This is a genomic window from Winogradskyella sp. MH6, from assembly GCF_022810765.1.
Taxonomy (GTDB): Bacteria; Bacteroidota; Bacteroidia; order Flavobacteriales; family Flavobacteriaceae; genus Winogradskyella.
The window spans coordinates 1,591,289-1,617,063 of record NZ_CP094494.1 but is presented as its reverse complement, the minus strand read 5'-3'; the positions used below and the strand labels follow the sequence as shown (position 1 = coordinate 1,617,063).

General features: G+C 33.8%; 29 protein-coding genes. 11 read left to right on the top strand and 18 right to left on the bottom strand.

Features of this window, described 5'->3' with window-relative positions; all coding sequences use genetic code 11:
• Positions 1-579 (top strand): hypothetical protein, encoded by a 579-nt coding sequence (locus MST30_RS07250; protein WP_243473718.1) that lies wholly within the window; start codon positions 1-3, stop codon positions 577-579.
• Positions 566-1,249 carry a DUF2490 domain-containing protein gene (locus tag MST30_RS07245; RefSeq protein WP_243473717.1) on the top strand — a complete coding sequence of 228 codons (684 nt, stop codon included), beginning with the start codon at positions 566-568 and terminating at the stop codon, positions 1,247-1,249. The genes MST30_RS07250 and MST30_RS07245 overlap by 14 nt, the downstream gene beginning before the upstream one ends.
• Here MST30_RS07245 and aat read toward each other — a convergent pair.
• The 3 genes from aat to MST30_RS07230 all read right to left on the bottom strand — a co-directional run bounded on the left by aat (position 1,246) and on the right by MST30_RS07230 (position 3,422).
• Positions 1,246-1,869 (bottom strand): leucyl/phenylalanyl-tRNA--protein transferase, encoded by a 624-nt coding sequence (gene aat / locus MST30_RS07240; protein WP_243473716.1) that lies wholly within the window; start codon positions 1,867-1,869, stop codon positions 1,246-1,248. The two genes, MST30_RS07245 and aat, sit on opposite strands and share 4 nt — an antisense overlap.
• A gap of 262 nt (positions 1,870-2,131) precedes the next feature.
• Positions 2,132-2,509, bottom strand: a complete 378-nt coding sequence (locus tag MST30_RS07235) for a DUF3127 domain-containing protein (RefSeq protein WP_243473715.1) — start codon at positions 2,507-2,509, stop codon at positions 2,132-2,134.
• Positions 2,510-2,552: 43 nt separating this feature from the next.
• On the bottom strand, positions 2,553-3,422 hold the full coding sequence (locus MST30_RS07230; RefSeq protein ID WP_243473714.1) for a flavin reductase family protein: 870 nt from the start codon (positions 3,420-3,422) through the stop codon (positions 2,553-2,555).
• Between the two features lie 123 nt (positions 3,423-3,545).
• Between MST30_RS07230 and MST30_RS07225 the strand changes: the two genes are divergently transcribed.
• The gene (locus MST30_RS07225) at positions 3,546-4,706 is read left to right on the top strand and encodes a sensor histidine kinase (protein ID WP_243473713.1); all 1,161 of its coding nucleotides are present in this window, start codon (positions 3,546-3,548) and stop codon (positions 4,704-4,706) included.
• An 81-nt stretch (positions 4,707-4,787) separates the two neighbouring features.
• Positions 4,788-5,144, top strand: a complete 357-nt coding sequence (locus tag MST30_RS07220) for a hypothetical protein (protein WP_243473712.1) — start codon at positions 4,788-4,790, stop codon at positions 5,142-5,144.
• On the opposite strand, the gene MST30_RS07215 is transcribed toward MST30_RS07220, so the two are convergent.
• Positions 5,145-5,534, bottom strand: a complete 390-nt coding sequence (locus MST30_RS07215; protein ID WP_243473711.1) for an HIT family protein — start codon at positions 5,532-5,534, stop codon at positions 5,145-5,147.
• Between the two features lie 103 nt (positions 5,535-5,637).
• Positions 5,638-6,111 carry a transcription elongation factor GreA gene (gene greA / locus MST30_RS07210; protein ID WP_243473710.1) on the bottom strand — a complete coding sequence of 158 codons (474 nt, stop codon included), beginning with the start codon at positions 6,109-6,111 and terminating at the stop codon, positions 5,638-5,640.
• Between the two features lie 137 nt (positions 6,112-6,248).
• Between greA and MST30_RS07205 the strand changes: the two genes are divergently transcribed.
• A complete protein-coding gene (locus MST30_RS07205) occupies positions 6,249-6,686 on the top strand; it encodes a hypothetical protein (RefSeq protein WP_243473709.1) in 438 nt (145 codons plus the stop codon).
• A 71-nt stretch (positions 6,687-6,757) separates the two neighbouring features.
• On the opposite strand, the gene MST30_RS07200 is transcribed toward MST30_RS07205, so the two are convergent.
• The 8 genes from MST30_RS07200 to MST30_RS07165 all read right to left on the bottom strand — a co-directional run bounded on the left by MST30_RS07200 (position 6,758) and on the right by MST30_RS07165 (position 14,031).
• Positions 6,758-8,992: a TonB-dependent receptor gene (locus MST30_RS07200; protein ID WP_243473708.1), complete on the bottom strand. Its 2,235-nt coding sequence runs from the start codon at positions 8,990-8,992 to the stop codon at positions 6,758-6,760.
• Positions 8,993-9,309: 317 nt separating this feature from the next.
• Positions 9,310-9,714, bottom strand: coding sequence for an alternative ribosome rescue aminoacyl-tRNA hydrolase ArfB (gene arfB / locus MST30_RS07195; protein ID WP_243473707.1), 405 nt, complete (start codon positions 9,712-9,714; stop codon positions 9,310-9,312).
• Positions 9,715-9,716: 2 nt separating this feature from the next.
• Entirely contained in the window at positions 9,717-11,273 is a 1,557-nt protein-coding gene (locus tag MST30_RS07190; RefSeq protein WP_243473706.1) for a DUF4301 family protein, read from the bottom strand.
• Entirely contained in the window at positions 11,270-11,839 is a 570-nt protein-coding gene (locus tag MST30_RS07185; protein WP_243473705.1) for an ATP/GTP-binding protein, read from the bottom strand. The genes MST30_RS07190 and MST30_RS07185 overlap by 4 nt, the downstream gene beginning before the upstream one ends.
• Complete coding sequence (pnuC, locus tag MST30_RS07180; protein ID WP_243473704.1) at positions 11,800-12,432, bottom strand: nicotinamide riboside transporter PnuC; 633 nt, start codon at positions 12,430-12,432, stop codon at positions 11,800-11,802. The genes MST30_RS07185 and pnuC overlap by 40 nt, the downstream gene beginning before the upstream one ends.
• A complete protein-coding gene (locus MST30_RS07175; RefSeq protein WP_243473703.1) occupies positions 12,416-12,676 on the bottom strand; it encodes a thiamine-binding protein in 261 nt (86 codons plus the stop codon). Before MST30_RS07175 ends, pnuC begins: the two co-directional genes overlap by 17 nt.
• A gap of 2 nt (positions 12,677-12,678) precedes the next feature.
• The gene (locus MST30_RS07170; protein ID WP_243473702.1) at positions 12,679-13,401 is read right to left on the bottom strand and encodes a phosphoglycerol geranylgeranyltransferase; all 723 of its coding nucleotides are present in this window, start codon (positions 13,399-13,401) and stop codon (positions 12,679-12,681) included.
• Between the two features lie 3 nt (positions 13,402-13,404).
• Entirely contained in the window at positions 13,405-14,031 is a 627-nt protein-coding gene (locus MST30_RS07165; RefSeq protein WP_243473701.1) for a 4'-phosphopantetheinyl transferase family protein, read from the bottom strand.
• 127 nt (positions 14,032-14,158) lie between these two features.
• Between MST30_RS07165 and ahcY the strand changes: the two genes are divergently transcribed.
• Positions 14,159-15,475 (top strand): adenosylhomocysteinase, encoded by a 1,317-nt coding sequence (gene ahcY / locus MST30_RS07160; RefSeq protein ID WP_243473700.1) that lies wholly within the window; start codon positions 14,159-14,161, stop codon positions 15,473-15,475.
• Between the two features lie 127 nt (positions 15,476-15,602).
• Here the strand turns inward: ahcY and MST30_RS07155 are convergent, their stop codons facing one another.
• The 3 genes from MST30_RS07155 to MST30_RS07145 all read right to left on the bottom strand — a co-directional run bounded on the left by MST30_RS07155 (position 15,603) and on the right by MST30_RS07145 (position 19,390).
• Entirely contained in the window at positions 15,603-16,373 is a 771-nt protein-coding gene (locus MST30_RS07155; protein ID WP_243473699.1) for a hypothetical protein, read from the bottom strand.
• 93 nt (positions 16,374-16,466) lie between these two features.
• Positions 16,467-18,554: a S46 family peptidase gene (locus MST30_RS07150; protein ID WP_243473698.1), complete on the bottom strand. Its 2,088-nt coding sequence runs from the start codon at positions 18,552-18,554 to the stop codon at positions 16,467-16,469.
• Between the two features lie 56 nt (positions 18,555-18,610).
• A complete protein-coding gene (locus tag MST30_RS07145) occupies positions 18,611-19,390 on the bottom strand; it encodes a hypothetical protein (RefSeq protein ID WP_243473697.1) in 780 nt (259 codons plus the stop codon).
• A gap of 43 nt (positions 19,391-19,433) precedes the next feature.
• Here MST30_RS07145 and MST30_RS07140 point away from each other — a divergent pair, with 43 nt between their 5' ends.
• From MST30_RS07140 to MST30_RS07125, 4 genes are all read left to right on the top strand, one after another.
• A complete protein-coding gene (locus tag MST30_RS07140) occupies positions 19,434-20,582 on the top strand; it encodes a methionine aminotransferase (RefSeq protein ID WP_243473696.1) in 1,149 nt (382 codons plus the stop codon).
• Between the two features lie 73 nt (positions 20,583-20,655).
• Positions 20,656-21,180, top strand: a complete 525-nt coding sequence (locus MST30_RS07135; RefSeq protein ID WP_243473695.1) for a hypothetical protein — start codon at positions 20,656-20,658, stop codon at positions 21,178-21,180.
• A gap of 12 nt (positions 21,181-21,192) precedes the next feature.
• A complete protein-coding gene (locus MST30_RS07130; RefSeq protein ID WP_243473694.1) occupies positions 21,193-21,681 on the top strand; it encodes a hypothetical protein in 489 nt (162 codons plus the stop codon).
• Complete coding sequence (locus MST30_RS07125) at positions 21,682-22,461, top strand: amidohydrolase (RefSeq protein WP_243473693.1); 780 nt, start codon at positions 21,682-21,684, stop codon at positions 22,459-22,461.
• Here the strand turns inward: MST30_RS07125 and MST30_RS07120 are convergent.
• Complete coding sequence (locus tag MST30_RS07120; protein ID WP_243473692.1) at positions 22,445-24,061, bottom strand: Ig-like domain-containing domain; 1,617 nt, start codon at positions 24,059-24,061, stop codon at positions 22,445-22,447. The genes MST30_RS07125 and MST30_RS07120 overlap by 17 nt on opposite strands.
• A 56-nt stretch (positions 24,062-24,117) precedes the next feature.
• Positions 24,118-24,798: a ComF family protein gene (locus tag MST30_RS07115; RefSeq protein WP_243473691.1), complete on the bottom strand. Its 681-nt coding sequence runs from the start codon at positions 24,796-24,798 to the stop codon at positions 24,118-24,120.
• 62 nt (positions 24,799-24,860) lie between these two features.
• Between MST30_RS07115 and MST30_RS07110 the strand changes: the two genes are divergently transcribed.
• The gene (locus tag MST30_RS07110) at positions 24,861-25,748 is read left to right on the top strand and encodes a DUF8428 domain-containing protein (protein WP_243473690.1); all 888 of its coding nucleotides are present in this window, start codon (positions 24,861-24,863) and stop codon (positions 25,746-25,748) included.
• The last annotated feature ends 27 nt before the right edge of the window (positions 25,749-25,775 follow it).

The following is a 25,775-nucleotide window of genomic DNA, read 5'->3' as shown; positions in this document are numbered from 1 at the left end:
ATGAAAACAAAAATACTCCTCGTTTTAATATTTATATGTCAATTCGTTTTTAGCCAAATCAAAAATGAAAAGGAGGAACGTATAACTGAATCAGAATTTCCAGAAGCCGCTATTGCAGTTGTAAATAACCTACCAGATGATTGTAAACGTTTGAAATTCTACAAAGAAACTGATGGTGAAAAACAAAGTTTCGAAGTGAAATTTAAATATAATAGAAAACGCTATAGTCTAGAGTTTTCTGAAGATGGAGTTATTGAAGATTTGGAAGTCCTCACCAAATTCAAAACTATAAATGAAGAAAAAAAATCTAAAATTGAAGATTATTTTAAGTCTCGCTTCAACAAATACAAACTTATAAAAGTGCAAAAACAATTTGTCTATCATGAAAAATTAGACGCTTTGAGTTTTGCTAACGACATATTAAATAACACCTCAACTGAAGCACCAAACTTTGAAATTATCGCCGAAGTTAAAACGAACAAAAAACGAGATATTAGAGAGTTTACCTTTGATGAATCTGGCACATTTGTAAACTTCAGAATTTTAAACCCAACCTCTTACGAGCATGTCTTATACTAAAACCCTCTTAGTTTTATTGGCATGTTTCGCAAGCCTAAACACCTTGTTTTCTCAATCTGATTTTGAAGGTTTAGGTGAAACGAGTTTTGCTGTAAACACAAATATCAACAGTAATTACAAGGTTAATTTTGCTGTTCGCTCTCGTTATTATTTATATCAAAAAGACGATTTTAATTTTGAAAATAGACAACTCGATTTTGTTCATTTTTCAACCTTAAACCTAGATTACAATCATTCCGTTAGTTTAGGTGTACAATACAGAATAAGAGAGTCTATCGACGGTGGTAGCAACGAGCTACGTTTAACCCAACAATTTAACTACACAAAAAAACGGGAAGCGATACGCTTTGGACATCGCGTACGTTTTGAACAACGGATTTTAGAAGATTTAACCATATTAAGATCACGATATCGTTTTGCTTTGGATTTTCCTCTTAATGGTGAAAAATTAGATATTGGCGAGACTTATATTGTTGGCTCAATAGAAGCTCTTTTAAGCAATAGCAAAAATGAAAAACCAGAAATAGATCATAGAACAACAGCTCATATAGGCTGGTTAGTATCAAAATCGCTTAAGCTTCAATTAGGTATGGAATATAGGTTTGAAGCCTATAACCTTAATACTGAACAAAAGCTATTTCTCCTAACTTCTGGTATTCTAAAGATTTAGAGGAATTTTAAAAATTCAGTTCTAGGTATGTGCTTAGCACCAAGACTTTCGAGATGTTTGGTATGCACTTGGCAGTCTATTACATTGTAATTAGAATTTTTCACAAATGTTATAAACCCAACTTTACTGGCATTGCTAACTTTGGTAAACATACTCTCACCACAAAACACCTTGTTGCCCAAACCTACTCCATAGAGCCCACCAACGAGCTCATTATCCTGCCATACTTCAACAGATTTTGCATAACCTAATTGGTATAATTTTATGTATGCTTCTTCCATTAGGCTCGTAATCCAAGTACCATCTTGCCCATCACGTTTTGCCTTGGCACATTGCTCAATAACCGATTTAAAATCTTTATTGACAGTCACCTTAAAATCATTTTTCCTTAAAATCTGTTTCATACTCTTTGAAACCTTTAAATCTTTTGGAAATAAAACAAACCTTGGATCTGGTGACCACCAAAGTAAAGGTTCATCATCTTCGAACCATGGAAAAATTCCGTTAGAATAAGCATGAATTAAGCGTTCTGAAGACAAGTCTCCACCAATGGCCAACAAACCATCAAACGAAGCTTCAGACACATCTGGAAACGCTATTTTATCCGTTAAAAAGTGCATTATTTAAGCTTTTAAGCGATTTTTACTGTTAAATAAAGGGCTTGGTTTTGATAGTATAAGAATTTTATTGATATTTGACCTTGATCTTTATTAAATAAATTTTTTGTTCATCATTGCTTTTTTTTAAGTTTGTTTGTGAAGATCAAAACCTAAAACCACAATACTAAGTCCCAATTAACCATTGGGACTTTTTTATTAAAAATAAAAAAGACTTGTTTAAAATCTAAACAAGTCTCTTCAATTTTATAGAATCTTTCTTTAACTAGAAAGGTAAATCGTCGTGATCGTCTTCGTTTAAATCACTCACAGGCTCAAAAGCCTCTGTAGGTGGTACTGGTGGCATATCTCCACTTGGCGCGCCAGCCTGTAAAGTTTCAATTCTCCATCCTTGGATAGAGTTAAAATATTTAGTTTCCCCTTGTGGATTTACCCACTCACGTCCTCTTAAGTTGATATTAACTTTAACCTGCTGACCTACCTGATAGTTATTTAATAAATCCGTTTTGTCTTGAACAAACTCAATCATAATATGTTGCGGATATTGCTCTTCTGTTGTTACTACAACTTCTCTTTTTCTAAACCCATTACTTCCAAAAGTTTGAGTCTCTCCAATCACCTTAATACGTCCTTGTACTTCCATTTTTGTTTAATCTAATTTTATTTTCCTTCTATATTAATTGAATTTACGAAAGTAATAACTTCCATGCACTTTCTACATCTCCGTAGCTTAAATAATTTCTCGCCAGCTTATGTTTTTCTCTATGAGTTGCGGTTTTTAAGTTAGGGTAGCGCTCACTAATATCATTTAGAAATTGTTCAACCTCATCTTTAGTTGGCAACTTATCAACGTTAGCCAGCATTCCTAAATTATTCCCAGTTAATATCATACTATCCCTAACTTGTTCCGGCAAATTATCAACACCAATTCCCATTGTTTGTAGCGGCTTCGGGATTTCAAAGAAACCACTTTTAGCTCTGCTGTAATAACTACCTCCTGCTCTGGCTACTAAATCTAACGCTTCTTGATTTATGGTATTATCGTCGTTCATCACTTCTTCAGAAATATGAAGTTTTACAACCTCGCAAATCACCAAATTTCCTGCTCCTCCTTCTGTTCCTAATTTTACAACCTCATTAACCTTACATTCCATTTGAATTGGAGATTCTGCAACTCTAAATGGTTTAACTTCATCTGAAGGCAACATGGTTAAACCCGCTTTTTCAAACTCATTAACACCTTTAGGATACTCTGTACTACTTAATGACATTTGGTGCACAATATCGTAATTCACCACATTAATCACTACTTCGTTAACCGCTTCAACATTTTCTAAGGTATGCTTAGTTGTATTATCTCTAACACGTCTTGCAGGAGAAAAAATTAAAATTGGAGGATTAGCACTAAACACATTAAAGAAACTAAATGGCGACAAATTAGGGTTGCCATCTTTATCTATAGTACTCGCAAAAGCTATAGGTCTTGGTGCCACTGCACTTAGCAAATAACCATGTAATCTCCCTGTTGAAAGGTCTTTTGGATTGTATGAAATCATGTAGCTTACTGATTTTCAACAAAGATAATTATATTGCTGTGTCAATGAAAATGTTTTACCGTTGTATCTAAACAATATTATTAACAGTTTTACATTATATTTAAAAAGAAATTGCAATAACTAATGACCTTTAGCTCAAACCGAAATCTTATCCGTTGGATTATTATTTTCTCTTCTTTCATTATTGTATCTCTCATTCTTTGGAATACGTATTCCTTCTTTCAAAAATTTAAGGCTGAAGAACGTGTAAAAATTAAAACCTGGTCTGTTGCACAAAACAATTTTTTGAGAAGTATAGATGATTTAACTGCTGATGTGGACCCTGTAACTACACACGTACTTACAGAAACAACAACCAGTACTCCAATGCTGATTATAGACAAAAGAGGAGATGTAAATAATCATATAAATCTTGATGAAGAAAAACTTAAAGACACAACCTATATTAACTATCTTATAAAGAAATTTTCAAGTGAAAATGAACCTATAGAAGTCGTATATAAAGGAGAAGTTTTTCAAACTATTTATTATGGTAATTCACCGCTTCTCAAAAAAATAGGATACTATCCTTTGGCTTTACTTCTAATTATTCTGCTATTTGCAGCCGTTGTTTACTTCTTTTACCGAAGCACCAAAACAGCCGAACAGAATAAACTATGGACAGGTATGGCCAAAGAAACAGCACATCAAATAGGTACTCCATTGTCTTCTTTAGTAGGTTGGACCGAAATTTTGAAAACCGAAAATGTAAATCCAGAATATATTGCCGAAATTGAAAAGGACATAGACCGTCTGCAAACAATCACAGATCGTTTCAGTAAAATTGGTTCTGCCCCAACTTTAGAAACTTTAGATCTAGTTGAAGTTACAAAATCGTCTTACGAGTATTTAAAATCGAGATCTTCAAAACTTATCAATTTTGAGATTGAACATCCTGATACCGAAATCCCTGTAAAAATTAATGCGCAATTATACAGTTGGACGATTGAAAATCTAGTAAAAAATGCCATTGATGCCATGAAAGGCAAAGGGGATTTAAAACTCAATATCTCTCAAACCGAAAAACAGGTATTTGTAAATATTACAGATACTGGTAAAGGCATACCCAAACAAGTATTCTCTAAAATTTTTGAACCTGGTTACACCACTAAAAAAAGGGGGTGGGGACTTGGCTTATCTTTAGCCAAACGTATCATTGAAGATTATCATAACGGAAAAATAAAAGTCGTTGAGTCTGAAATCGATAAAGGCACAACCATACAAATTACCTTAAAAACCATTTAAGCCAAAAAAGAATAATTGAACAATACCTTTCACTTAAACAACTCATAATAAAGAATTTAAAAAAATATTATACATTTGAGTATGGGTTCATCAAAATACTTTACGTTAAAAGAAGCCAGACTGAGCAATAATTGCCCAGAATGTTACTCTAATGATGGTTTGGAAATTACCTTTAAGCAAAAGTTGACCGAAAATGTCTTTTACAAAGCCATAACTTCGGAAACTTCCCATCATATGCACTGTTACAATTGTAATACTACAATTTTTCCGGTGCGTTGGACAGATAACATAGAACGTGTTGTGAAATATCAGCAACGTGCTGTAAAACCCAGACCAAAATCTATAAAGCTAAAGCCATTAGCCTGGATATTCATCGTTTTTGATGTACTTCTTGTAACTGTGATAATCTTATTTGTAACCGGAGTAATTTCCTTTTAATTATAAATGCGAAGCTATTTTTTGAGCTATCGCTTCAAACTCTTCTGAAGTCAATTTTTCTTTATGCGTAAAACGTGCGTTTTCCATAGTGTGAAGCGGTATTAAATGCACATGTACGTGAGGTACTTCTAAGCCAATTACAGACATGCCAACACGTTGGCAGGGAATTACCTTTTCTATGGCTAAAGCTACACGTCTCGAAAACTGCATTAATCCCATGTATGTTTCCTCATCTAGGTCAAAAATTTTATCAACCTCCTTTTTAGGTATGCAAAGCGTATGGCCTTTAGAATTAGGATTAATATCTAAAAACGCAAAAAACTCGTCGGTTTCTGCAACTTTGTATGACGGAATCTCACCATTAATAATTTTTGTAAAAAGTGTAGCCATTGGTAGGGTTTTTCAATACTCTATAAATATAAAAAGATTCCTTGATTAAGGAATCTTTTATATGTCTTAATAATTGTAGGATTTCTGCTTTCGCAGAAATTTGTTATCTAGATATCTCTAAAATATCAAACTTCAATATACCATTTGGCACCTGAATTTCTGCTATATCACCAACAGACTTACCCAACAAGCCTTTACCTATTGGTGAGTTTACAGAAATTTTACCTGAAGTCAAATCTGCTTCACTCTCAGCTACCAAAGTATAGGTCATCTCCATACCGTTGGTTTGGTTTTTTATCTTCACTTTAGATAAAGCTAACACTTTAGAAGTATCTAGTTGAGACTCATCAATAACACGAGCATTGGCTAAAGTTTCTTCCATCTTAGAAATTTTCATCTCAAGCATGCCTTGCGCTTCTTTAGCTGCATCGTACTCAGCATTTTCACTTAAATCACCTTTATCTCTTGCTTCTGCAATGGCCTGAGACGCCTTTGGACGCTCAATGTCTTTAAGTTGATTTAACTCTTCTCTTAACTTTTTTAATCCTTCTGCTGTATAATAAGATACTTTACTCATAATTCATTCGTTTTAATAAAAGATGCTGAAGTAAATTCAGCATAAAAAAAATCTCGCGTCAACGAGATTACTTTGCAAATATATAAAATATTTAGCGTAAAGCTTAAATAATTGTAAATTGAGCCTCAAAAATTAAGATGAAAAAACTGATTATAATCCTCTCATTCATAGCTATATCGTGCGGTAGCGACGATAACATTAACAGCAATTGTAACTTCTTATTTGATGCAGGTGTAAATCTGACGGTTAATACAAACTTGCCGCAGTTTAATCAACTTCAATTTAATACTAATGCAGTATATGTTGCTAACCAAGGGAATAACGGTATTTGGTTATATCGCTTAAACTCTTCTACGCTTTATGCATGGGATGCTGCAGATCCAAGTCATGCACCTGGCGCCTGCTCTACCTTAACAGACTCTGGTACTGGAGATGTTGTTGTATGTGGTTGCGATGATGCCAACCAATATAGTTTATCTACAGGTATTGGATTGAATGGAAATACACAATCTTGCACCTTGCAACCCTATAGAGTTGATGATTTGGGTAATGGTCAATATTTGGTTTCTAATTAATAAGAATTTCTTCACATAAAAAACCCTGTAAACATTAGCTTACAGGGTTTTATTTTATTGTTTAGAATTGTTTAAAAATTCAAAGTCATACCAACCAAGAAGTTGGTTGTAGCTTGTGGATAAAAACCAGCGCCTTCAATAGTTGTTACTACACTAGGATCTGACCACGTATCATCATAAGTGTAATAGTAACCATTAGAAATATACTTTACATTAAATATATTGTTTACCAATCCTGTGAACACGATAGAATCAAAAATAGGTTGAGAATCCTCAGTGCCTCGGAATGATAATTTATAACTAACATTAAAATCGTTAATAAAGTAGCTATCTAGCTTAGAAGCATCAGCTTCAGTATTACTCATGTATTGGTCACCGACATATTTGCTTAATAAAGCCATTTGTAAATCTTGTACTGGCTGAAACACAATTGCATTTGCTGCTACAAGTTCTGGTGAAAACGAGATATCAGTTTTTCCCAAGTTTTGTAATTCACCATCAAAATCTATGATAGTTTCTTTGTTCTTGTTAGAGCTCAGCGTTACATTAGGTTGTAAGGTTAATTTTGGTGTTACCGGAATTATAGCTTCTAACTCTAAACCTAAACGATAACTCTCACCACTATTGGTACGTATTGGGTTACCAACATCATCTAACTGACCAGACAACACCAACTGCTCATTATACAACATGTAGTAAGCATTGGCATTTAACGTAAAGTTTCCGTTTTTGTGTCTCCAACCTAACTCAAAATCGTTAAGCTGCTCTGGCTCAATATCGTTATTACTTTCAAAATCGGTACGGTTTGGTTCTCTGTTCGCTCTCGCATAAGAGAAATAAAGGCTGTTACCTGCATTTAAATCATAGGTTATACCTGCTTTTGGATTAAAGAATGTGAAATCTTTATTAACTTCAAAATCTACTAAATCAGATGTGTTTCCGAAGGTTTTATAGGTTACGTTTCTAACCTGTAAATCTCCGTAAAGGCTTACTTTATCATTTAGCTTATAGTTAGCTTTAGAGAAAACGGATAAATCATTTTTTAAACTATTTCCATCGTAATAACGGTCTCTAATTTCACTTTGGCTCGCAAATTCTGCCCAAATAATTTCACCAAAATGATCTCCATCGTAATGACTAAAAGAACCACCAAAAATTAAATCGATATTAGCGTCTTTATAGTTTGCAGTGGCATTTACAACATAAAAATCGTTATCTAACCAACGACGACGAATAAGGTCCGTAGTGTTGACCACTTCACCATTAAAGTCTAATTCTTCTAAACCATAATCTGCGAAATCTTCATCTTCTTTGTACTGCTCAAAATACCCACGACCATTGGTATAGTTTAAGCCAATAGTTGTAGACCAGTTATTGTTATAACGTTGATTCCAGTGTAATTGATAATGATCTTGACTGTAATTATCTACCTCGTTATCATAAAATTTGATATTTCCTTCATCGTCTCCGTACATTCCTGCTGTGTTGTAGGTTCTGTCATTCTCTAGCAAGTCTAGATCTTCTAAACCATTCCAAGATTGGTATGTTACTTCTTTACCACCAAATACAACCGCTTTTATTAAAGTATTGTCATCTACGTAAGCTCCTTGTAAGAAATAAGATTTTAAGTCTGCCGAAGCTCGGTCGATGTAACCATCTGAAACAATATTAGACAAACGACCAGCAATTTCAATATGATCGTTTAACAATCCTGTGCTAAATTTTACTGTATGCTTTCTGGTATTATAACTACCAAAAGAATTTGAAATTTCGCCATAAGCATCCTTTGCAACAGCATCTGTAAGCACATTGATACTTGCACCAAAAGCACCAGAACCATTGGTAGATGTACCAACACCACGTTGTAGCTGTAAACTTTCTACAGAAGATGCTATATCTCCTAAATTAACCCAAAATGTTCCTAAAGATTCTGCATCATTATAAGGTATACCATTAATAGTTACATTAGTAGATTGCGGACTTACACCTCTTACCCTAATACCTGTATAACCTACACCTGCACCTGCATCTGTTGTGGTAACTACAGATGGCAAAAAGTTCAATAATATTGGAATATCTTGCCCTAAATTACGTTTTGCAATCTCTTCTTTAGTGACATTAGAATGTGTAATCGGCGCTTTTTCCTTTACACGAACTGCTTTTACTAAAACTTCATCTAGTTTTTCTGTTTTAGTACTGTCTTGCTGTTTTTCTTGTCCATAAGCTGAACAAAGGCTTAAAATAAAAATGAAAAGTGATAATCTCTGTCGTTTTGTTTTTAAGAGATTGTTGAATAAGTTTTTCATTACGACTATAAATTTATAATCGAATAAAAAGAGGTAATTATTCTTTGTTAATAATTGATTTTGTGATGATACCATACTGAAACAAGTTCAGTATGACAAGTCATCTTAAATTCCTAAACAGCATTACCTGTTCTAGGTTCAATGGGTATGATCTCAGCCACTTATTGGCACCCCTTTTTTGAGAACGCTGCAAAGATATGTCACATTTAAAGATTAGCAAATGAAAAACTGCAATAATTAAACTTCTCGATACTATTCTTCATACTTCAGAATCACTCGAAATACTTCAGAATCACTCGAAGTGACGCACTATTCAGTTAGTCGATTTTTGGAGGTTTTCTGTTTGCCTTTTTTTCAGCGTTTTTGCGTTTGGTATCGAGGCGCTTTCGTTTTACCGTTTTAGGTACTTTGGTGGGTTTACGCTCCTTTTCTTCTTTTAATCCTTCAACAATAAGATCTAAAAACTTTTGAGTAACTAAAGCTTTGTTTCTAAACTGGCTTCGGGTTTCGCTAGAATCTAAGATTAAAACACCTTGTTTGTTCAACCTATTCTGAAAATACTCAGCCAAGCGTGTTTTTTCGTCGTCTGTAAATTGTTCTGAAGCTTCGAGATTAAAGTAGAGCACTACTTTTGAAGCTACTTTGTTGACATTCTGTCCACCACTACCTGAGCTTCTGACAGCTTTATAAGTTAATTCAGATTTTAAGGCTTCAACATCCACAACTAGTCTATTTGGTGTGGTGCTTTTAGTAAGTCATTTACTGTTTTTACTGGGTTGAATGTAATGATTGGCACCTCAACAAAAATAGTGTTCCAATGTGCCATACTACCATTCCAAAGTCCAGGTAATTCTAATGCTTTCAGATCTTTTCCTAGTTTGGTTTTTGCTGTAATAAATGCTGCATTATGGTCCACAAAATCTTCTAAATCAAACTTTTCTCCTTTGTAGTTTTTTACACCACAAACCAAATCAACAGGATTAAAGTGTGTTGCATTGGTTAGAATGTCCTTCTGACCTTTATTCTTTAGATTTATTTGCGCAGACTCTACAATTTGCAAAGACAGATTACCATAGATATCTCTTACCCAAAAAGGACCACCTCCTGGTTCACCTTCATTTTTTACCATACCGCAAATTCGGATAGGTCTATTCAATTTTTCTTTCAGGTATTCAATCTTGTATTTATCTAAATATTTTTTGTATTCACCAGAAATTTTAACACACATTTCATTGGTTAAAAAGGTTTCAACCATTTCAAACTCTTTATCTGAAATACTTTCTTGATCCAACACTCTAAGACATTCAAATGACTTGGTTTGAAGTTTCAATAAAATTCCTGCAAGCACCTTTTTATACTTTGCAACTTCTTCTTTGTATTGTTTTACAACCACATTATCTATATTCTTTATGAATATAACGTCAGAATCTAATGTGTTTAAGTTTTTTAATAATGCACCATGGCCAGATGGTCTAAAGAGCAACGTGTCATCATCGTTTCTAAAAGGTATGTCCTTTGGAGTAACTGCTATAGTATCTGTGGATTCTTGTTGGTAAGAAAATGAAATATTGAATGATACTCCTGTGTTTTCCTCAACATATTCTTCAATACGTCTAAACTCTTCTGTGAATTTATCTCTGTAATTCTCTGAAATTGTAAAATGAAGCTCCGCTTTCTTATCATTTGAAGCATACAATGCTGCTTCGTACAAATGCTCTTCAAACGCTGTTGAAATATAGCCGTTTTTGTACTTGTGGAATGGAAGTAACCCTTTTGGGGAATTACCAAAATTAAGTTCGTCTTCACCAAGCATAATTTGCACAAAGTGGACTGCCTTGTCTTGTGTAGATAAAGTTTTGAAATCAATTCCTTTTTCATGTAAGCGTTCTAAAACTTGCTCATAAAATGGAAATTTCTCTAAACCAACCAGAAAAAAAGCTAAATCCTTTGAATCATTCTTATTGATAAAAGAGTTTAATGATTCTTTTTGAGGGTTGTAGTCCTTTAAAAACTTAAATAAAAACTTAAACATTCTAGTTGCTGCACCAGAAGCAGGAACAAATTTTAGAAGTGATAAGCCTTTTTTATTACTATCAAAATGTGTAATGGCTTCTTCTTTCTGTTGTTCAGATAAATCTAGAATACCATCACCAATCGTAGCAGCTGCCGCAATATTTGTAAATGGAATTCCGGTTTTAAATAATTCTATTTGAGACTCTACTTGGTTTACGGTTAATCCTTTAGCCTCTATTTGTTTAATGTCGTTTTTTGTAAAACTCATTTTTTATTTTTAAGTAGGTTATCAATATGTTCAACTGCTTTTTTTAAGCGCTCTTCTTTATTTCCTTTTAACAGAACATATGGTCTGTCGTATTTAATTAAAGCGTTTTCAAATGCTTTAAACATTCGTTCTCTTTCATTGGGTTTATCTCTTAAATCGTCTTTTTCCCAAGGCGTGTCAATATAGGTCAAAAAATAGAGGTCATACGAATTTTTTAGAGCATGTGCTTCTAAAATCGGGTCACATGTACCAGAGTAGTATGCTTCGCTATACACCTTAGTTTCAAGTATATCTGTATCGCAAATGAGCACTGAATCTGTTTTTTTAGCCAAGTCATTTTCTAATTTCATTTGGCCAATGGCTATTGGCAATAAATCGTGAGGCTCACAGGTTTTTCTTTCGTTATTCCATTTATTTTGAAGATACTCTCGTGCATATTCTGGCACCCAAACCGAATTGTAATGTCTGGCCAATTGTCTAGAAAGTGTTGTTTTTCCTGTAGATTCTGGACCAAATAACACAACTTTTATGCAGTTGCTTGGTTGCTGTTTAAGCTTTTCTTCCATGCAATATATCCTTGAATTGCTAATACTGTAAAGATAAGATATTGCAATGATAACATCCCTAAACCTCTATATGCATAAAGCGGAATTGTTATAATGTCTCCTATTATCCACAATGTCCAATTCTCTAATTTTTTATTAGCCATATACCACATGGCCGTAAAAAATATACCAGAGGTGACAACATCTATATAATTTGGAACTTGCATATCGTAATCATAAGCCTTATAAACAGCATAAGTGACAATCATAGTCACTAAGAAGAAAATTACACCTATAATTTTTTCTTTGGAATTAGTACGAGAAATCGGCACAACAGGTTTGTCTTCTCTTTTTCTAGCCCAATTCCACCATCCATAAATACTCATAATTGAATAGTAAAAGTTCATCATCATATCTCCGTAATATTCATTTACATTAAGAATATATACGGTAATAACTGTACAGATTAGACCTGTTGGATATACCAGTATATTAGCTTTTTTTGCATAGTATACACTAAGAACACCAAAAACAAAAGCTACAGCTTCTAATACTATTTGATTGGTTGGTGTGTTTTGATAAGCATCAAGAAAAAAATCAAAAATGTGGTTCATAATTGCTTCTATTAGTTTTTACAACTTTCATGGTGAGTACACTAATATCCGTATTTTCAAAAGATGTTTCAATAGCTTCAGTCAGAAAAGACATTAGTTCATTAATCTCACCAAAAATCTGAGTACTTAAAGGGTTTTCCAAAACTTTGAATTTTGAAGCTCTTAACACCTTGATAAAATCTATGATATGAGCTTCATAATCGTCTTGTAATGGTGATAAGGTTAAGTCTACTGATATTTGCATGATTATGATTTTAGTTGTTCAAAAAAATGTTGATTATTCTCAAAGGCAGTGCCAATGACCACAAGATTGGCTCCTGCTTCATACGCTGCTTCTAATTGTGCTTTAGATCTAATACCACCTCCAACAATAAGAGGTATGTTTAATTCCTGTTTTACTGCAGAAATAATTTCAGGCTCTATAGGATGCGTTGCTCCGCTGCCAGCTTCAAGGTAGATTAATTGCATACCTAAAAATGCTCCTGCTTTAGCTGTATCAGCAATATGTTGCTTATTCGTTCTACTTAAGGGTTTGGTATTGCTTACACGTTCTACGGCAGTTTGCTTTCCGTTTTCAATAAGAATATATCCTGTTGGAAGTACTTCCAGTTGCGTTTTGACTAATTTAGAAACCGCTTCAACATGTTTACCAATGAGGTAATCCGGATTTCGACCTGAGATTAATGACAAAAACAGAATACCATCAGCCTTATCCGTAATTTGAGTTACATCTCCTGGAAACAAAATTATAGGTAACTCTGTATGATGTTTGATAGCTTTTACCAAAACTTCTGTAACACCTTCATCCACTTCACTGCCTCCAACAAAAATGTGAGTTGCTATAGATTGATTGATTTTTGCTACAATACCTTCAATAGTGTCAAGTTGTGTTTTATCTGGATCGATTAAAACCGCCAGTAACCTTTTAGCTTCTGCTATAGAAGTTTTTATGTGAGAATAGATGGTCATAGATTAAGGAACAACGTATGCACATGTAAAGCCTTCAAACTCTAAAAACGCAGTATTGTATCTGTATTTTCTGCCTTTATAATCTATCCAAGCAATGGTTTCGCCATCATCGAACGTGAATGGAATCACTAAAAAATGTTCTTTAAATAACATGCCAGGTGTTGCAAAAAGCTTATACAACGATTCTTTAATTCCCCAAATTACAGTAAGTTTATTGATGTAGTCGTCAGCAGATTTGTCGAGATAATTAAACTCATAGTCCACGAACTTATGCGCAATAACTGCAATTTTATCGCGCTGCATTTCAATATCTATACCGACTTCCTTATCACTAACAATAACACCAGAGAACGTAAAACTGTGTGTTATAGAAATATGGTTACCATCTTTAAGGTGCGGTTTTCCGTTATCATCATAAAATAAATCCTGGTCTGTGTAACCAAACTCACGAAGCAAATGTCTGACGCTTAAAAATCCACGTTGGTGCAATTCACTTTTCATGCCTAAAACACGATCCAAGCTTTGAGGTTTTAAGTCTAAAGATTCAAATAGCTCATCATAAGATTCTTCAATCTTCCAGATTTTAACAGTAGTTTGTGAATTTACACTAATGGATTTATAGAGTGGCATTTAATATTCTAAAAGCTATTGATTATCTTTGCATCGCCTAAGGCCGATTTAGCATTTGTTTGTGGACGAATTTAACCAATTCAAGGCTAAACCCAAAGGCAAACAATTTAAAAAAGAAAGAAAAGAAATGAGTACAAAAACAGTTGCTTACGTACCAAATAAGGTAAAAGACATGTCGCTTGCGGCTTGGGGAAGAAAAGAAATTGAATTAGCCGAAGCAGAAATGCCAGGTTTAATGAGCTTACGTGAAGAATATAAAAACGAACAACCTTTAAAAGGTGCACGTATTGCTGGTTGTTTACACATGACCATTCAAACTGCAGTTTTAATTGAAACATTACAAGCTTTAGGTGCAGAAGTAACTTGGAGTAGCTGTAACATTTTCTCTACGCAAGATCAAGCTGCTGCTGCAATTGCTGAAGCTGGAACAGCTGTTTATGCTTGGAAAGATATGACTGAAGAAGAGTTTGACTGGTGTATCGAGCAAACTTTATTTTTCGGAGAAGATCGTAAGCCATTAAACATGATTCTTGATGATGGTGGAGATTTAACGAATATGGTTTTGGATAAATACCCAGAATTAGCTTCTGGCATTAAAGGTTTATCTGAAGAAACTACAACTGGTGTACACCGTTTATACGAGCGTGTTAAAAACGGTACATTACCAATGCCTGCTATTAACGTAAACGACTCGGTAACAAAATCTAAATTTGATAACAAATACGGTTGTCGCGAAAGTGCTGTAGATGCTATACGTCGTGCAACAGATGTGATGTTAGCTGGTAAGCGCGTTGTAGTTTGTGGTTACGGAGATGTTGGTAAAGGTACAGCTGCCTCTTTTAAAGGTGCTGGAAGTATCGTAACAGTAACAGAGATTGATCCAATTTGTGCGCTACAAGCTGCAATGGACGGTTTTGAAGTTAAAAAATTAGAAACTGTAGTTGGTAATGCAGATATCGTAATTACTACAACTGGAAACAAAGACATTGTACGTGCAGAGCACTTTAAAGCAATGAAAGATAAAACCATAGTATGTAACATTGGTCATTTTGATAACGAAATACAAATGGCTTGGTTAAATGAAAACTACGGTAATACTAAAAACACGATCAAACCACAAGTAGATAAATATACTATAGATGGTAATGATATTATTGTTTTAGCAGAAGGACGTTTAGTAAACTTAGGTTGTGCAACTGGTCACCCAAGTTTTGTAATGAGTAACTCTTTTACAAACCAAACCTTAGCACAAATAGAGCTTTGGAATCATTCTGATAAGTATGAAAACGAAGTATATATGCTACCAAAACATTTAGATGAAAAAGTAGCTGCATTACACTTAGAAAAAATTGGTGTTGAGCTTACTGAGTTAAAACCAGATCAAGCTAAATATATTGGTGTAGAAGTTGAAGGTCCTTTTAAACCTGAGCATTATAGATATTAATATCGGCTTGTCATGCTGAACTTGTTTCAGCATCTCATATAAAACCAAATCCCAAACAGAAATGTTTGGGATTTTTTATTCGTCACTTCGAGTGATTTCTGAGGCACGAGCAAATTGTATCGAGAAGTTAAAAACCAGTAACCAGCAATCTTCTTGCGCCTTTAATGCCACACTTTTGATATTTATGATAAGCTTGCGCAGCTCCTTCAGCTATTTGAGCATCTGACTCACCTAAAATCCATCCATCAATAGAAGCTTTAAGTGTATAAGCCTCTGGTGCCATCAATCCTGTCGTCCACACCAATGGATTCACTTTGGTTTTTTCGAAATAGGTTTTATAATAAGATTTGCTAGCACATGCTAATACTATAGCGTCACGTTTAGCTTTGTTGATAGGTGAAAAATTGCCTTCAACATTAAAATCCATCAGTCCATCATGACCAACATAAGCCAATAGTTCTGAGCCTCCACCAAAATTAAGTTTGCTTGAGTTATAGGTTATTGAAAAGCTGTTTCTGCCAGCAGTTGCTTCAATATAATCTATTGTGGTTTGCTTAATGTGTTTTCCATCATAAGCATCTGCTAGTAAGAAAGTATTGGATGATTTATGTTTGAATAATAATCGTTCTAAAATTTTTGAATTATCGCTTTTTATAGATTTAACAAAAGTCCAATCTTTAGAGTTTTTAAAATAAGTTTTAACTCCGTAAAGCGCTCCCCAATACAAATTATTTTTTGGGCCTTGACCATTTCCTAATTTGCTTGGTACCGGAACAATACCTTGGTTATCATTATCACACAAGGCTACAAATACATGAATTGTCTTTACAGAATCTTCATCAGATTTTGAAAAAGCAAGACATATAATTACTGATAAAAGAAGTAGTAGTTTTTTCATTTATGTATAACGTCTTTTTATTTAGAAATATTTCATAAAAAAACCTCACAAACATTGGTGATTGTGAGGTTCAATTTTATAAATAATATATTACTACTTCTTAGGATGCACCAAAGTCATCTCATCAATTAAGTGTTTTGCACCAGCATATTTATCGACTATGAAAAGTACATAGCGTAAATCTACCATTATGTTTCGGCAGATTTCTGGATCGTAGTTCATATCGCTCATTGTCCCTTCCCAAACACGGTCAAAATTTAAACCTACCAAGTTTCCTTCAGCATCAATAGCTGGACTACCAGAGTTTCCACCAGTTGTGTGGTTTGTTCCTAAAAAGCACACTGGCACTTTTCCGTTTTTATCAGCATAAGGACCATAATCCTTTGTATTATATAGGTCTAAAAGTTTCTGTGGCACATCAAACTCATAATCACCTGGTACATACTTTTCCACCACACCTTCTAAATAAGTTACAGGACTGTAGTACACAGCATCTCTTGGTGAATACCCTCTAACCTGACCATAAGTAACACGCAACGTACTATTTGCATCAGGGAAATAACGCTCGTTTGGTAAGGCTTTCATTAAGGCTGTCATATACTCAGTTTGTAACGCTGAAATGGCTTCATTTTTTTGTTGAAATTCTGCATCAATCGTATTAAAAAACTCATCAATAATAGGTTTCGCATAAGCATAAGCCGCATCATCATTTAAGTTTTTAATCACAGTTTCAGCATCACCTTCTAATAATTTTAAAGCTGAATCTAAATCCGTAAATGCCGTTTTATTATAGATTGAAGCATCAACTGGTTTTCCATATAATGGCATTACATTTAAGTACACACCCTTATCTACATTGGCATCAAAGTTTTTCAGAATACCTTCAATACGGCCTTTTAAACTTGCTTTGGCACGTTCTAAACTTTCAGGATTTGCTAACAGCGCTTGTTCAACCTGATACGCTCTGAAGGTCATTTGCATCAATTCACTTGTTACTAAAAAGACTTCAACAAAATTTCTTCGTTTAATATTTATTGGACCAAATTCTTTGTAAAGCTTATCAAACTCAGGTAAAATATGACCATACTTTGCTTCTAGTCCCTTTTCCTTTAATGCTTTTTTAAAAGTTGCTTCAAATTCACGACGTTTTGCAACAGCATCACTTTTTTCGATTCCTAAGTTTTCTCCAATCCATTTTTTCCAGGCATTCGCAATTCTCGCTTGTTTAGACGCATACTTAATACGCACCTCATCGCTGGCTTTCATATTGGCATCAATCACTTTTAAAGCCGCTTCTCTAATTTCGATATTTGTTGGATTGAATTCCTTAGTGATATGCTCAATGGCTACAGCTGGTAAATACTCATTGGTACGACCAGGAAAGCCGAAAACCATTGTAAAATCACCTTCTTCAACACCATCTAACGACACAGGTAAATAATGCTTTGGCTTGTAAGGCACATTGTCTTTGCTGTATTTTGCTGGTCTGTTATTCTTATCAGCATAAATTCTGAACATAGAAAAATCGCCTGTATGTCTTGGAAACACCCAGTTATCTGTATCGCTACCAAACTTACCTATGCTGCTTGGTGGCGCACCAACCAATCTTATGTCTTCAAAACGTTCAGTTACAAATAAGAAATATTGATTGCCTTCGTAAAACGACTTTGTTTTAACGTCTTGCCAATTTTCTTTTGACCAAGATGCCATTGCAGCATTGCTGTTTCTGGTGATTAAGGATTGCTTTTCCTTTTCGGACATAGTATCGTTTACACCATTTAAAACCGTATCTGTAACATCGTGAATGCTTACTATAAACTCAATAAACAAACCTTCATTTGGCAGTTCCTCTTCGAGCGACATTGCCCAAAATCCATTTTTTATGTAATCGTTTTCTAAAGACGAATGCGACTGAATCTGGCTAAATCCACAGTGATGATTGGTAAGCACCAAACCTTTGTCTGAAATCACTTCGCTGGTACAACCACCATTAAAATGACCAATAGCGTCCTTAAGACTAGAATTGTTAACATCGTAAATGTCTTTGGCAGTTAATTTACTACCAAGGCTTTGCATTTCGTCTTCATTCATTCCTTCTAAAAGTGAGGGAATCCACATGCCACCTTGTTGAGCAGACACCTGAAAAACAACAAAAAAACAGAGTAATTTTATTAATCGCATAGTATATATTTTATTGATTTTGTAAAGATAGAAAGAATGTTAAAACCAATTCCCAACTAGATGTTAAGCCTTTCATTTAATATCCATTTTTTAAGCAGACTCGCATTTGTTGTAATCTCAGCAAAAACATAGATGTTAGAACTAAAGCAAGGCGAAGTTTCCGCTAACTCAATAACTACTTGGTCTACACAATAGCTCGAATGTAAAAAATAAGGCACCTTATCTTTTAGCAACACATAACCAACGTGATTATCCAAACCCACAAAGTAAAGTCCGTCTTTGTAAACCAAATTCAGCTTCTGATTAAGCTCTTCAAAAGTTAGATTTGAAAAGACTTTAAGCGCATTTCTAGGCTGCAACAGTTTTGCCTCATCCAATCCTGCTGCTTGCGCCATTCTATAACGATTTAAGTTAAAACCAAAATGTTTCAAGGTTGTAGACACAAAATAACCACAAGCTATTTCGCCATTTTTTGGTATGTTGGTATATCCATTAAAATCCCATTCTGTTCCGTACCAATGCGGCACAATATCATTTAATAATTTAGAATAAATATACCTCGAAACCGAGTCTAAAGCTTTGTTCGGATTACTGTGATATAAATTTTTAAAGTAAGCTTTGTCTATTGAAATTTGCTGAAGAATTGAAGCATAATTCCCTTTAGGTTTAAAATTAAGTTTCAATTTTGAAGAGTCCATTTTAACATCATCAACAGGCTCAATAACTTCAACAATTTCTGGTTGAATCTCTGTTTGAAAAACCTCAATTTTATTGTCTCTTTTCTGCTGACAATTGAGAAGTGTTAAAAAAGCAAGTAAAGCGGTTAATTTAGACATAAAAGCAAAACGAAATACTTTAAGATTTAGTATCTTTCAGTCTATGCAACACCAATCTAAACTACCCAATGTAGGCACTACCATTTTTACCGTAATGAGTGCTTTGGCCAACGAATACAAAGCCCTAAACCTATCGCAAGGTTTCCCAAATTATCCTAGTCCGCAACTATTAAACGATCTGGTTACCAATGCTATGAACAGTGGCTACAACCAGTACGCACCAATGGCTGGTAATCTAGATTTGCGATTAGCTATTGCGAATAAATTTCAACAACTTTACAATACAAGTTACCATCCAGATACCGAAATTACGGTTACTGCTGGAGCAACTCAGGCTATCTACACTATTATTTCAGCTTTTGTAAAACCAAATGACGAAGTTCTAATTTTTAAACCTGCTTACGATTGTTACCAACCTGCAATTGAAGTTAATGGCGGAAAGACAATTCCAATTCAATTATCTGCGCCAGATTATCGTATGAATTGGGACGAAGTGGCTTCAAAAATTTCGTCTAAAACCAAGATGATAATCGTTAACACACCTCATAATCCTAGTGGTACAATTTGGTCTGAAGACGACATGCTCCAACTTGAAAAATTAACCAAAGATACCAACATCATCGTTTTGAGTGATGAAGTGTATGAGCATATTGTTTTTGATGACAAACAGCATCATAGTGCCTGCAAGTTTCCGGATTTAAAATCACGAAGCTTTATTACAGCTTCCTTCGGAAAAACATTTCATAATACAGGTTGGAAAATTGGGTATTGCTGTGCACCTGAATCCTTAATGAACGAGTTTAGAAAAGTGCATCAATTCAATGTGTTTTCCGTGAATCATCCAATGCAAAAAGGCATTGCAGATTATATGGCTGATACCGAAACTTATCTTGGTTTGAATAATTTCTTTCAGCAAAAACGTGATTTATTTTTGAATTTAATCACAGAATCTCGTTTTAAATTTTCACCATCAAAAGGCACGTATTTTCAGGTCTTGGATTATTCAGAAATTACTAATGAACATGATGTAGATTTTGCAAAACATCTAACAAAAGAATTCAAAATTGCGAGTATTCCTCTTTCTGTTTTTAATGAAAATAGCAAAGATGACAAGGTGCTTCGGTTTTGTTTTGCCAAGACTGACGAGACTTTAATAAAAGCTTCAGAAATTTTATGTAAAATACAATGTTAAACCTATCATAAACACCGTGACTTTTGGCTATTCTTAGTGTCTTTATAGTAAGTTAAACATAAAAACATGAAATATGAAATTCATTAATATCTTATATTTATGGCTATTGATTCTCTTCGTGTCTTGTGGAGGTTACGAGCAAATCATAACAGAAGATGGTAGCGTATACGAAGTAAAAGGCAATAAAATAAAGTCTAACGGTGACAATATTACTGAAACCCTTAGTTATGACGAAAGAGAGAAGATAAAAGCATTAGTTGACAAAAAAAGACAATCAGAAAAAGAAGCAGAAAAGCTTAAAAAAGAACTTGAAGAAAAAAAGGAACGCCAAGAAGAAATTGAAAAAGAGGCTCAAGAAAAACAAAAGGTATTAGAAGACAAAAAAGAAGCCTTAGAAGATAAGCTAAAAGCTAAAAAAGAGTCAAGAGAAAATTATATAGAACTAAAAAAGAAATACGATAAAGAGTATAAAAAATATAAGAAACTAAAACGTAAAGGTGAACTTTCCCCTAACGATATTAAGGATTGGGAAGAAAAACTCAACAAATTAAAAAGTGAGGTTGAAGAAGCCAAATCCAAATTAAAAAAATTTGATTAACTCCAAGAACAAATGAAAAATTACATTATACTACTATTATTAGCATTTTATTTAACTGGTTTTTCACAAGAAGTAAAGAAAGGTGAAAAAACATATGAAGTAAAAAAGGAAAAAATATTCTTGAATGGTGAAGATGTTACTGCCACCTTAAGCACTGAAGAAAAAGAAGTTATTTTTAAAGAAGCTTCGGTAATTTCTGAAAAACTAAAACAGGCTGAAAAAGCTGAAAAAGAAGCCAAAAAACTAGAAAAAGAGAAGAGAAAAGCTGAAAAATCGCAAAAAAAGGCCGAAAAAGCACAAAAGAAAGCTGAGAAGGCATTAAAGAAAAAGGAGAAGCTTCAAAAGAATTATAAAAAGGCACAAGACAATCTTAAAAAAGCCCAAAAGAAGTACGAAAAATTAAAAAAGAAAGGTAAATTGTCTCCTGTTGATGAAGGTAAGTGGTTAGATAAAATTGAAAAGCTTACCGAAAAAGTAGATAAAGCCAAAGGAAAATTATAAATGACAAACAACACACTTAACCTTGCATTAGTACAAACCACTTTAGCTTGGGAAAACCCAAAAGCTAACAGAACACATTTAGAAGATAAGGTCAGCTCCATTACAGCTGACCTTATTGTTTTACCAGAAATGTTTAGTTCTGGTTTTACCATGAATGCGTCTGAAGTTGCTGAAACCATGGATGGCGAAACTATAGCTTGGTTAAAAGCATTATCTAAAACTAAAAATGCAGCAATAGTAGGTAGCTTGGTCATTACCGAAAACAATAATTACTATAATCGCTTAGTCTTTGTTGACCCAAACGGAACGTTAGCCACTTACGACAAGCGACATACCTTTACCTTAGCTGGTGAGCATAAAGTGTACACTGCTGGCTCAGAAAAAACAATTATCGATTATAAAGGGTTTAAGATTTGCCCTTTGGTGTGCTACGATTTACGTTTCCCAGTTTGGGCAAGAAATACTAAAGATTATGATGTAATCATCTACGTGGCTAATTGGCCAAAAGTGCGTATTGCAGCTTGGGATGCCCTTCTTAAAGCGCGCGCTATAGAGAACATGAGTTACTGTATTGGTGTAAACCGAGTTGGTTTAGATGGCAATAATTATGAATATTCTGGTCATTCAGCAGCTTATGATGTTTTAGGACATCGTATGGATAGCATACCTGAAAGCACAGAAACTGTTGAAGTCGTAACTCTTGAAAAATCTCATATTACCAAATACAGAGAAAGACTTGGATTCTTAAAAGACAGAGATAACTTTAGTCTAAAAGTGTAAACTCATAAATAAAATCGAAGCTTGCCCTTACTTCTTCGAGCTGAGAGGAAGGCATATAACTTACACGTTCTGGTTGTATACCTAATAGGTAATTTCCTGTATCATATTCACCATTCTCATTGGCGTCGTAAATCACTCTAATATCATATAACTTAGGCACCACGTTAGTAAAATCTACTACTGGAGATTCGGTTGTATAACGCTCATATTCCACTTCTCCTTTGTTATTCACCATCTGTACAATTAGCGGAAATTTGGCATTTATTAATTTAACTCTAACATTCCCATACTCAGACTTCATTTTAGAATTAATAGCATCAACTATTGTATCCTTATTAATATTACCGTAGAAATCTGTAAATGTGCCTGGTAACATTTTAATAGAATACTTCTGACCTTCCTCTTTTTTGAACGGTACCTTAAATTGATTTAAAATAGAATCGTATTCTGTCTCAAAACTTACTGCAATAGAGTCTTTGTCTATTAGGCTTATTTTGGAGACATCTATCTTTTCTATTGGTGTAGTTGCTTCTAGAGTAAAATGCTTATCGTAATTTAAACTTCGTGGCGAAACTATTTTGGTGCTTAATGTATCGGCATCAAGACTTCTAAAACGATGCTTAAAGGTGTCTATATATTTCTCATTAGTTACTACAAAGAATGTTGTGTCTATTTCAAACTTTGGCTTGTACCAATAGTAAAGCGTATCCGTAACTTTATCTTTTGTAATTCTTGTAGTGTAACCTTCTGGTGTGTCTCCTAAAACCTTTATACGCATATTCTCGTAACTTCCCTCATACGGAAACATAATTCTGGTTTCACCTTCTTGCTTTGGTCTCTCAGCTTTAAAATTAACCTTCTCTTTAAATAAAGTCAGCTTATGTTCTGCATCTGTTGGCACAGTAATAAAATCTTCATAAAATCCTATTTTATCATTCTTTTGATCGAAGGTGTAATTACTATTTTTATCTTTTAATGCAATCAATTTATAAGTACCAGCTTTTATATTATCTATGCTAAAGGTGGTAACACTATCTAGAGTATTGGTAATATATCTTGGCTTTTCTTTATAAACTATAGAATCTGAATATGTAGAATCTACTTCATACAACATCACAGAAATAAAAGTTTCAGATTTCTTAAGAAGTGCATCTTCAACATAGCCTTTTACAGAAAGTGAATCTATCATTTCACCTGTAGAAAACACATAACGATAGTATGGATAAGGATTCTCTTCGTTATTATCTACAATACTTTCTCCAAAATTAAATGCATACGTTGTATTGGGCTGTAATGTGTCTTTTATTTTTATTGAAATGTACTTACTGGCTCCACCCATAGGATAAACTATAGGATCTGTATCCATTGGTGGCGAAATAATAAGTTGCTTTCTTAAATCCTTTATTTTAACATACTCGTTAAAAGTGATTATTATTTCATCACCTTTAAAATTGGTTGAGAAGTTCTTAGGACTTTCACTAGTTATTACAGGTGGTTCAATATCCTTCTCACCTCCAGAAGGAGACCCACGATTAGCACAACTAACAATGATTAATGCTATAAATACAATGCCTAAAATTCGTGTGAGATATGAACGCATTTAATGAGAATAATTTTGCACAAAGAAACAATTTTTAAACCATAGTAACGAAAAAATCAATCGGCAATTGCCATGGTAGCAAGACTTAACTTAATATTATCAATTTTTAACAATTCGGTGGCACAGGCTTCTACAGTTGCTCCTGTGGTAATAATATCATCAACTAGCAAAATATGCTTTCCTTTTAATGACGAATTATCACTGATTGCAAAAACAGCACCATCATCATTCCATCTAGATAGTCTGCCTTTAAACACTTTTGTTTTTGTTGACTTGGTTTTAATAAGAACCCTATCATTATAGCCCGCGTTTAAAGCTTCTGCTATTGCTTTTCCAAATTGTTCTACCTGATTATAACCTCGTTGCCGCAACTTAGTTTTGTAAAGCGGTACAGGCACTACAACATCTATTTGATTATAAGCCTCAACAGTTTTTAGTTCTGCCCCAAGCCACTTACCAAAAAAGCCGCTTATATTTTGATGTCCTCTATATTTTAAATTGTGAAGTAGTTGTTGAACGACACCTTTTTTTGAAAAGTGAAGAAGTGCTGTTGCCTCCTCTAGTTTTACACGCCCATAAACTACATTTTTAACGTTATCTGCATTTTCAAAATGAAAATTTGTTATAGGTAAATCATGTCTGCATTTCGTACAAATAACTAATTCATTATCTGTCAAAACATTATTACACGCTTCACAGACTTGAGGAAAGAATAAGTTCAACAAATTTTTTACCATTTAATCGAATAAAATAAAAATGCACTTCAATATACTCTAATTTCGCCTCAACTAAGAAATTAATGATGATAGTTAACCCTCAATTATTTAACTACAGATTAATTATAAGTTCTTTATTAGTCGTTTTAACTGTTTTAGGAGTCTATAGTTTTACCAATTATAAATCCATTAAATCCTACGAAGAATTCCTAAAACAAGAAAAAGTTTTGATAGAAAAAGAGCTATCAGAAATTTTAACAAGTTATGACGAACTAAGCCAAGATTATGATCTTATGTCTTCGCAGCTCCAAGAAGCAAAACTAGAAACTAAAATTGCTTTAGATTCTTTAAGATTATTAAAAAGTGACTTATCAATAATCACAAAGTTTAAGGACCAGCTTTCAGTTATAAAAACTAAGAGCAAAGTATTACTGGCTACTGTAGATTCTCTTAACTCTGCTAATTTAAAATTGCAGAAAGAGAAACGCTACGCTATGAATACCATTAAGAACAACAACCTTACCATCAATGCTCTAGAAGAAGTCAATGACTCTCTTAACGAAACCATTGACAATGCAGCTCTTTTGAGAGCCAATTATGTTAGCGTTGAAGCTTTTAAAATTAACAACTCCAAAAAGAAATCTACACTAAGAGCCAAACGTGTTAACGCCATGGATATCTGTATAGCACTGAATGAAAATCCGTTAACCGAAAAAGGCAATAAAGAGATTTACATTCAGATTGTAAGTCCAGGTAACAATGTTATTGCAGACAAAGGTGAAGTATTCTTCAGTAGTTCTTCGTTAATTTACAGTAAAAAAGAAGTTGTAAATTTTGACAATAAAAATTTAAATATTTGTACTACCGTTGCTACTTACAAAGATGACAGACCTCTAAAAAAGGGAACTTATTTTGTAAACGTTTTTCATGAAAACAGAAAACTAGGAAGTACCAGTATAGAATTAAAATAGATCAATCTCATTATTTTTTAAAAACCG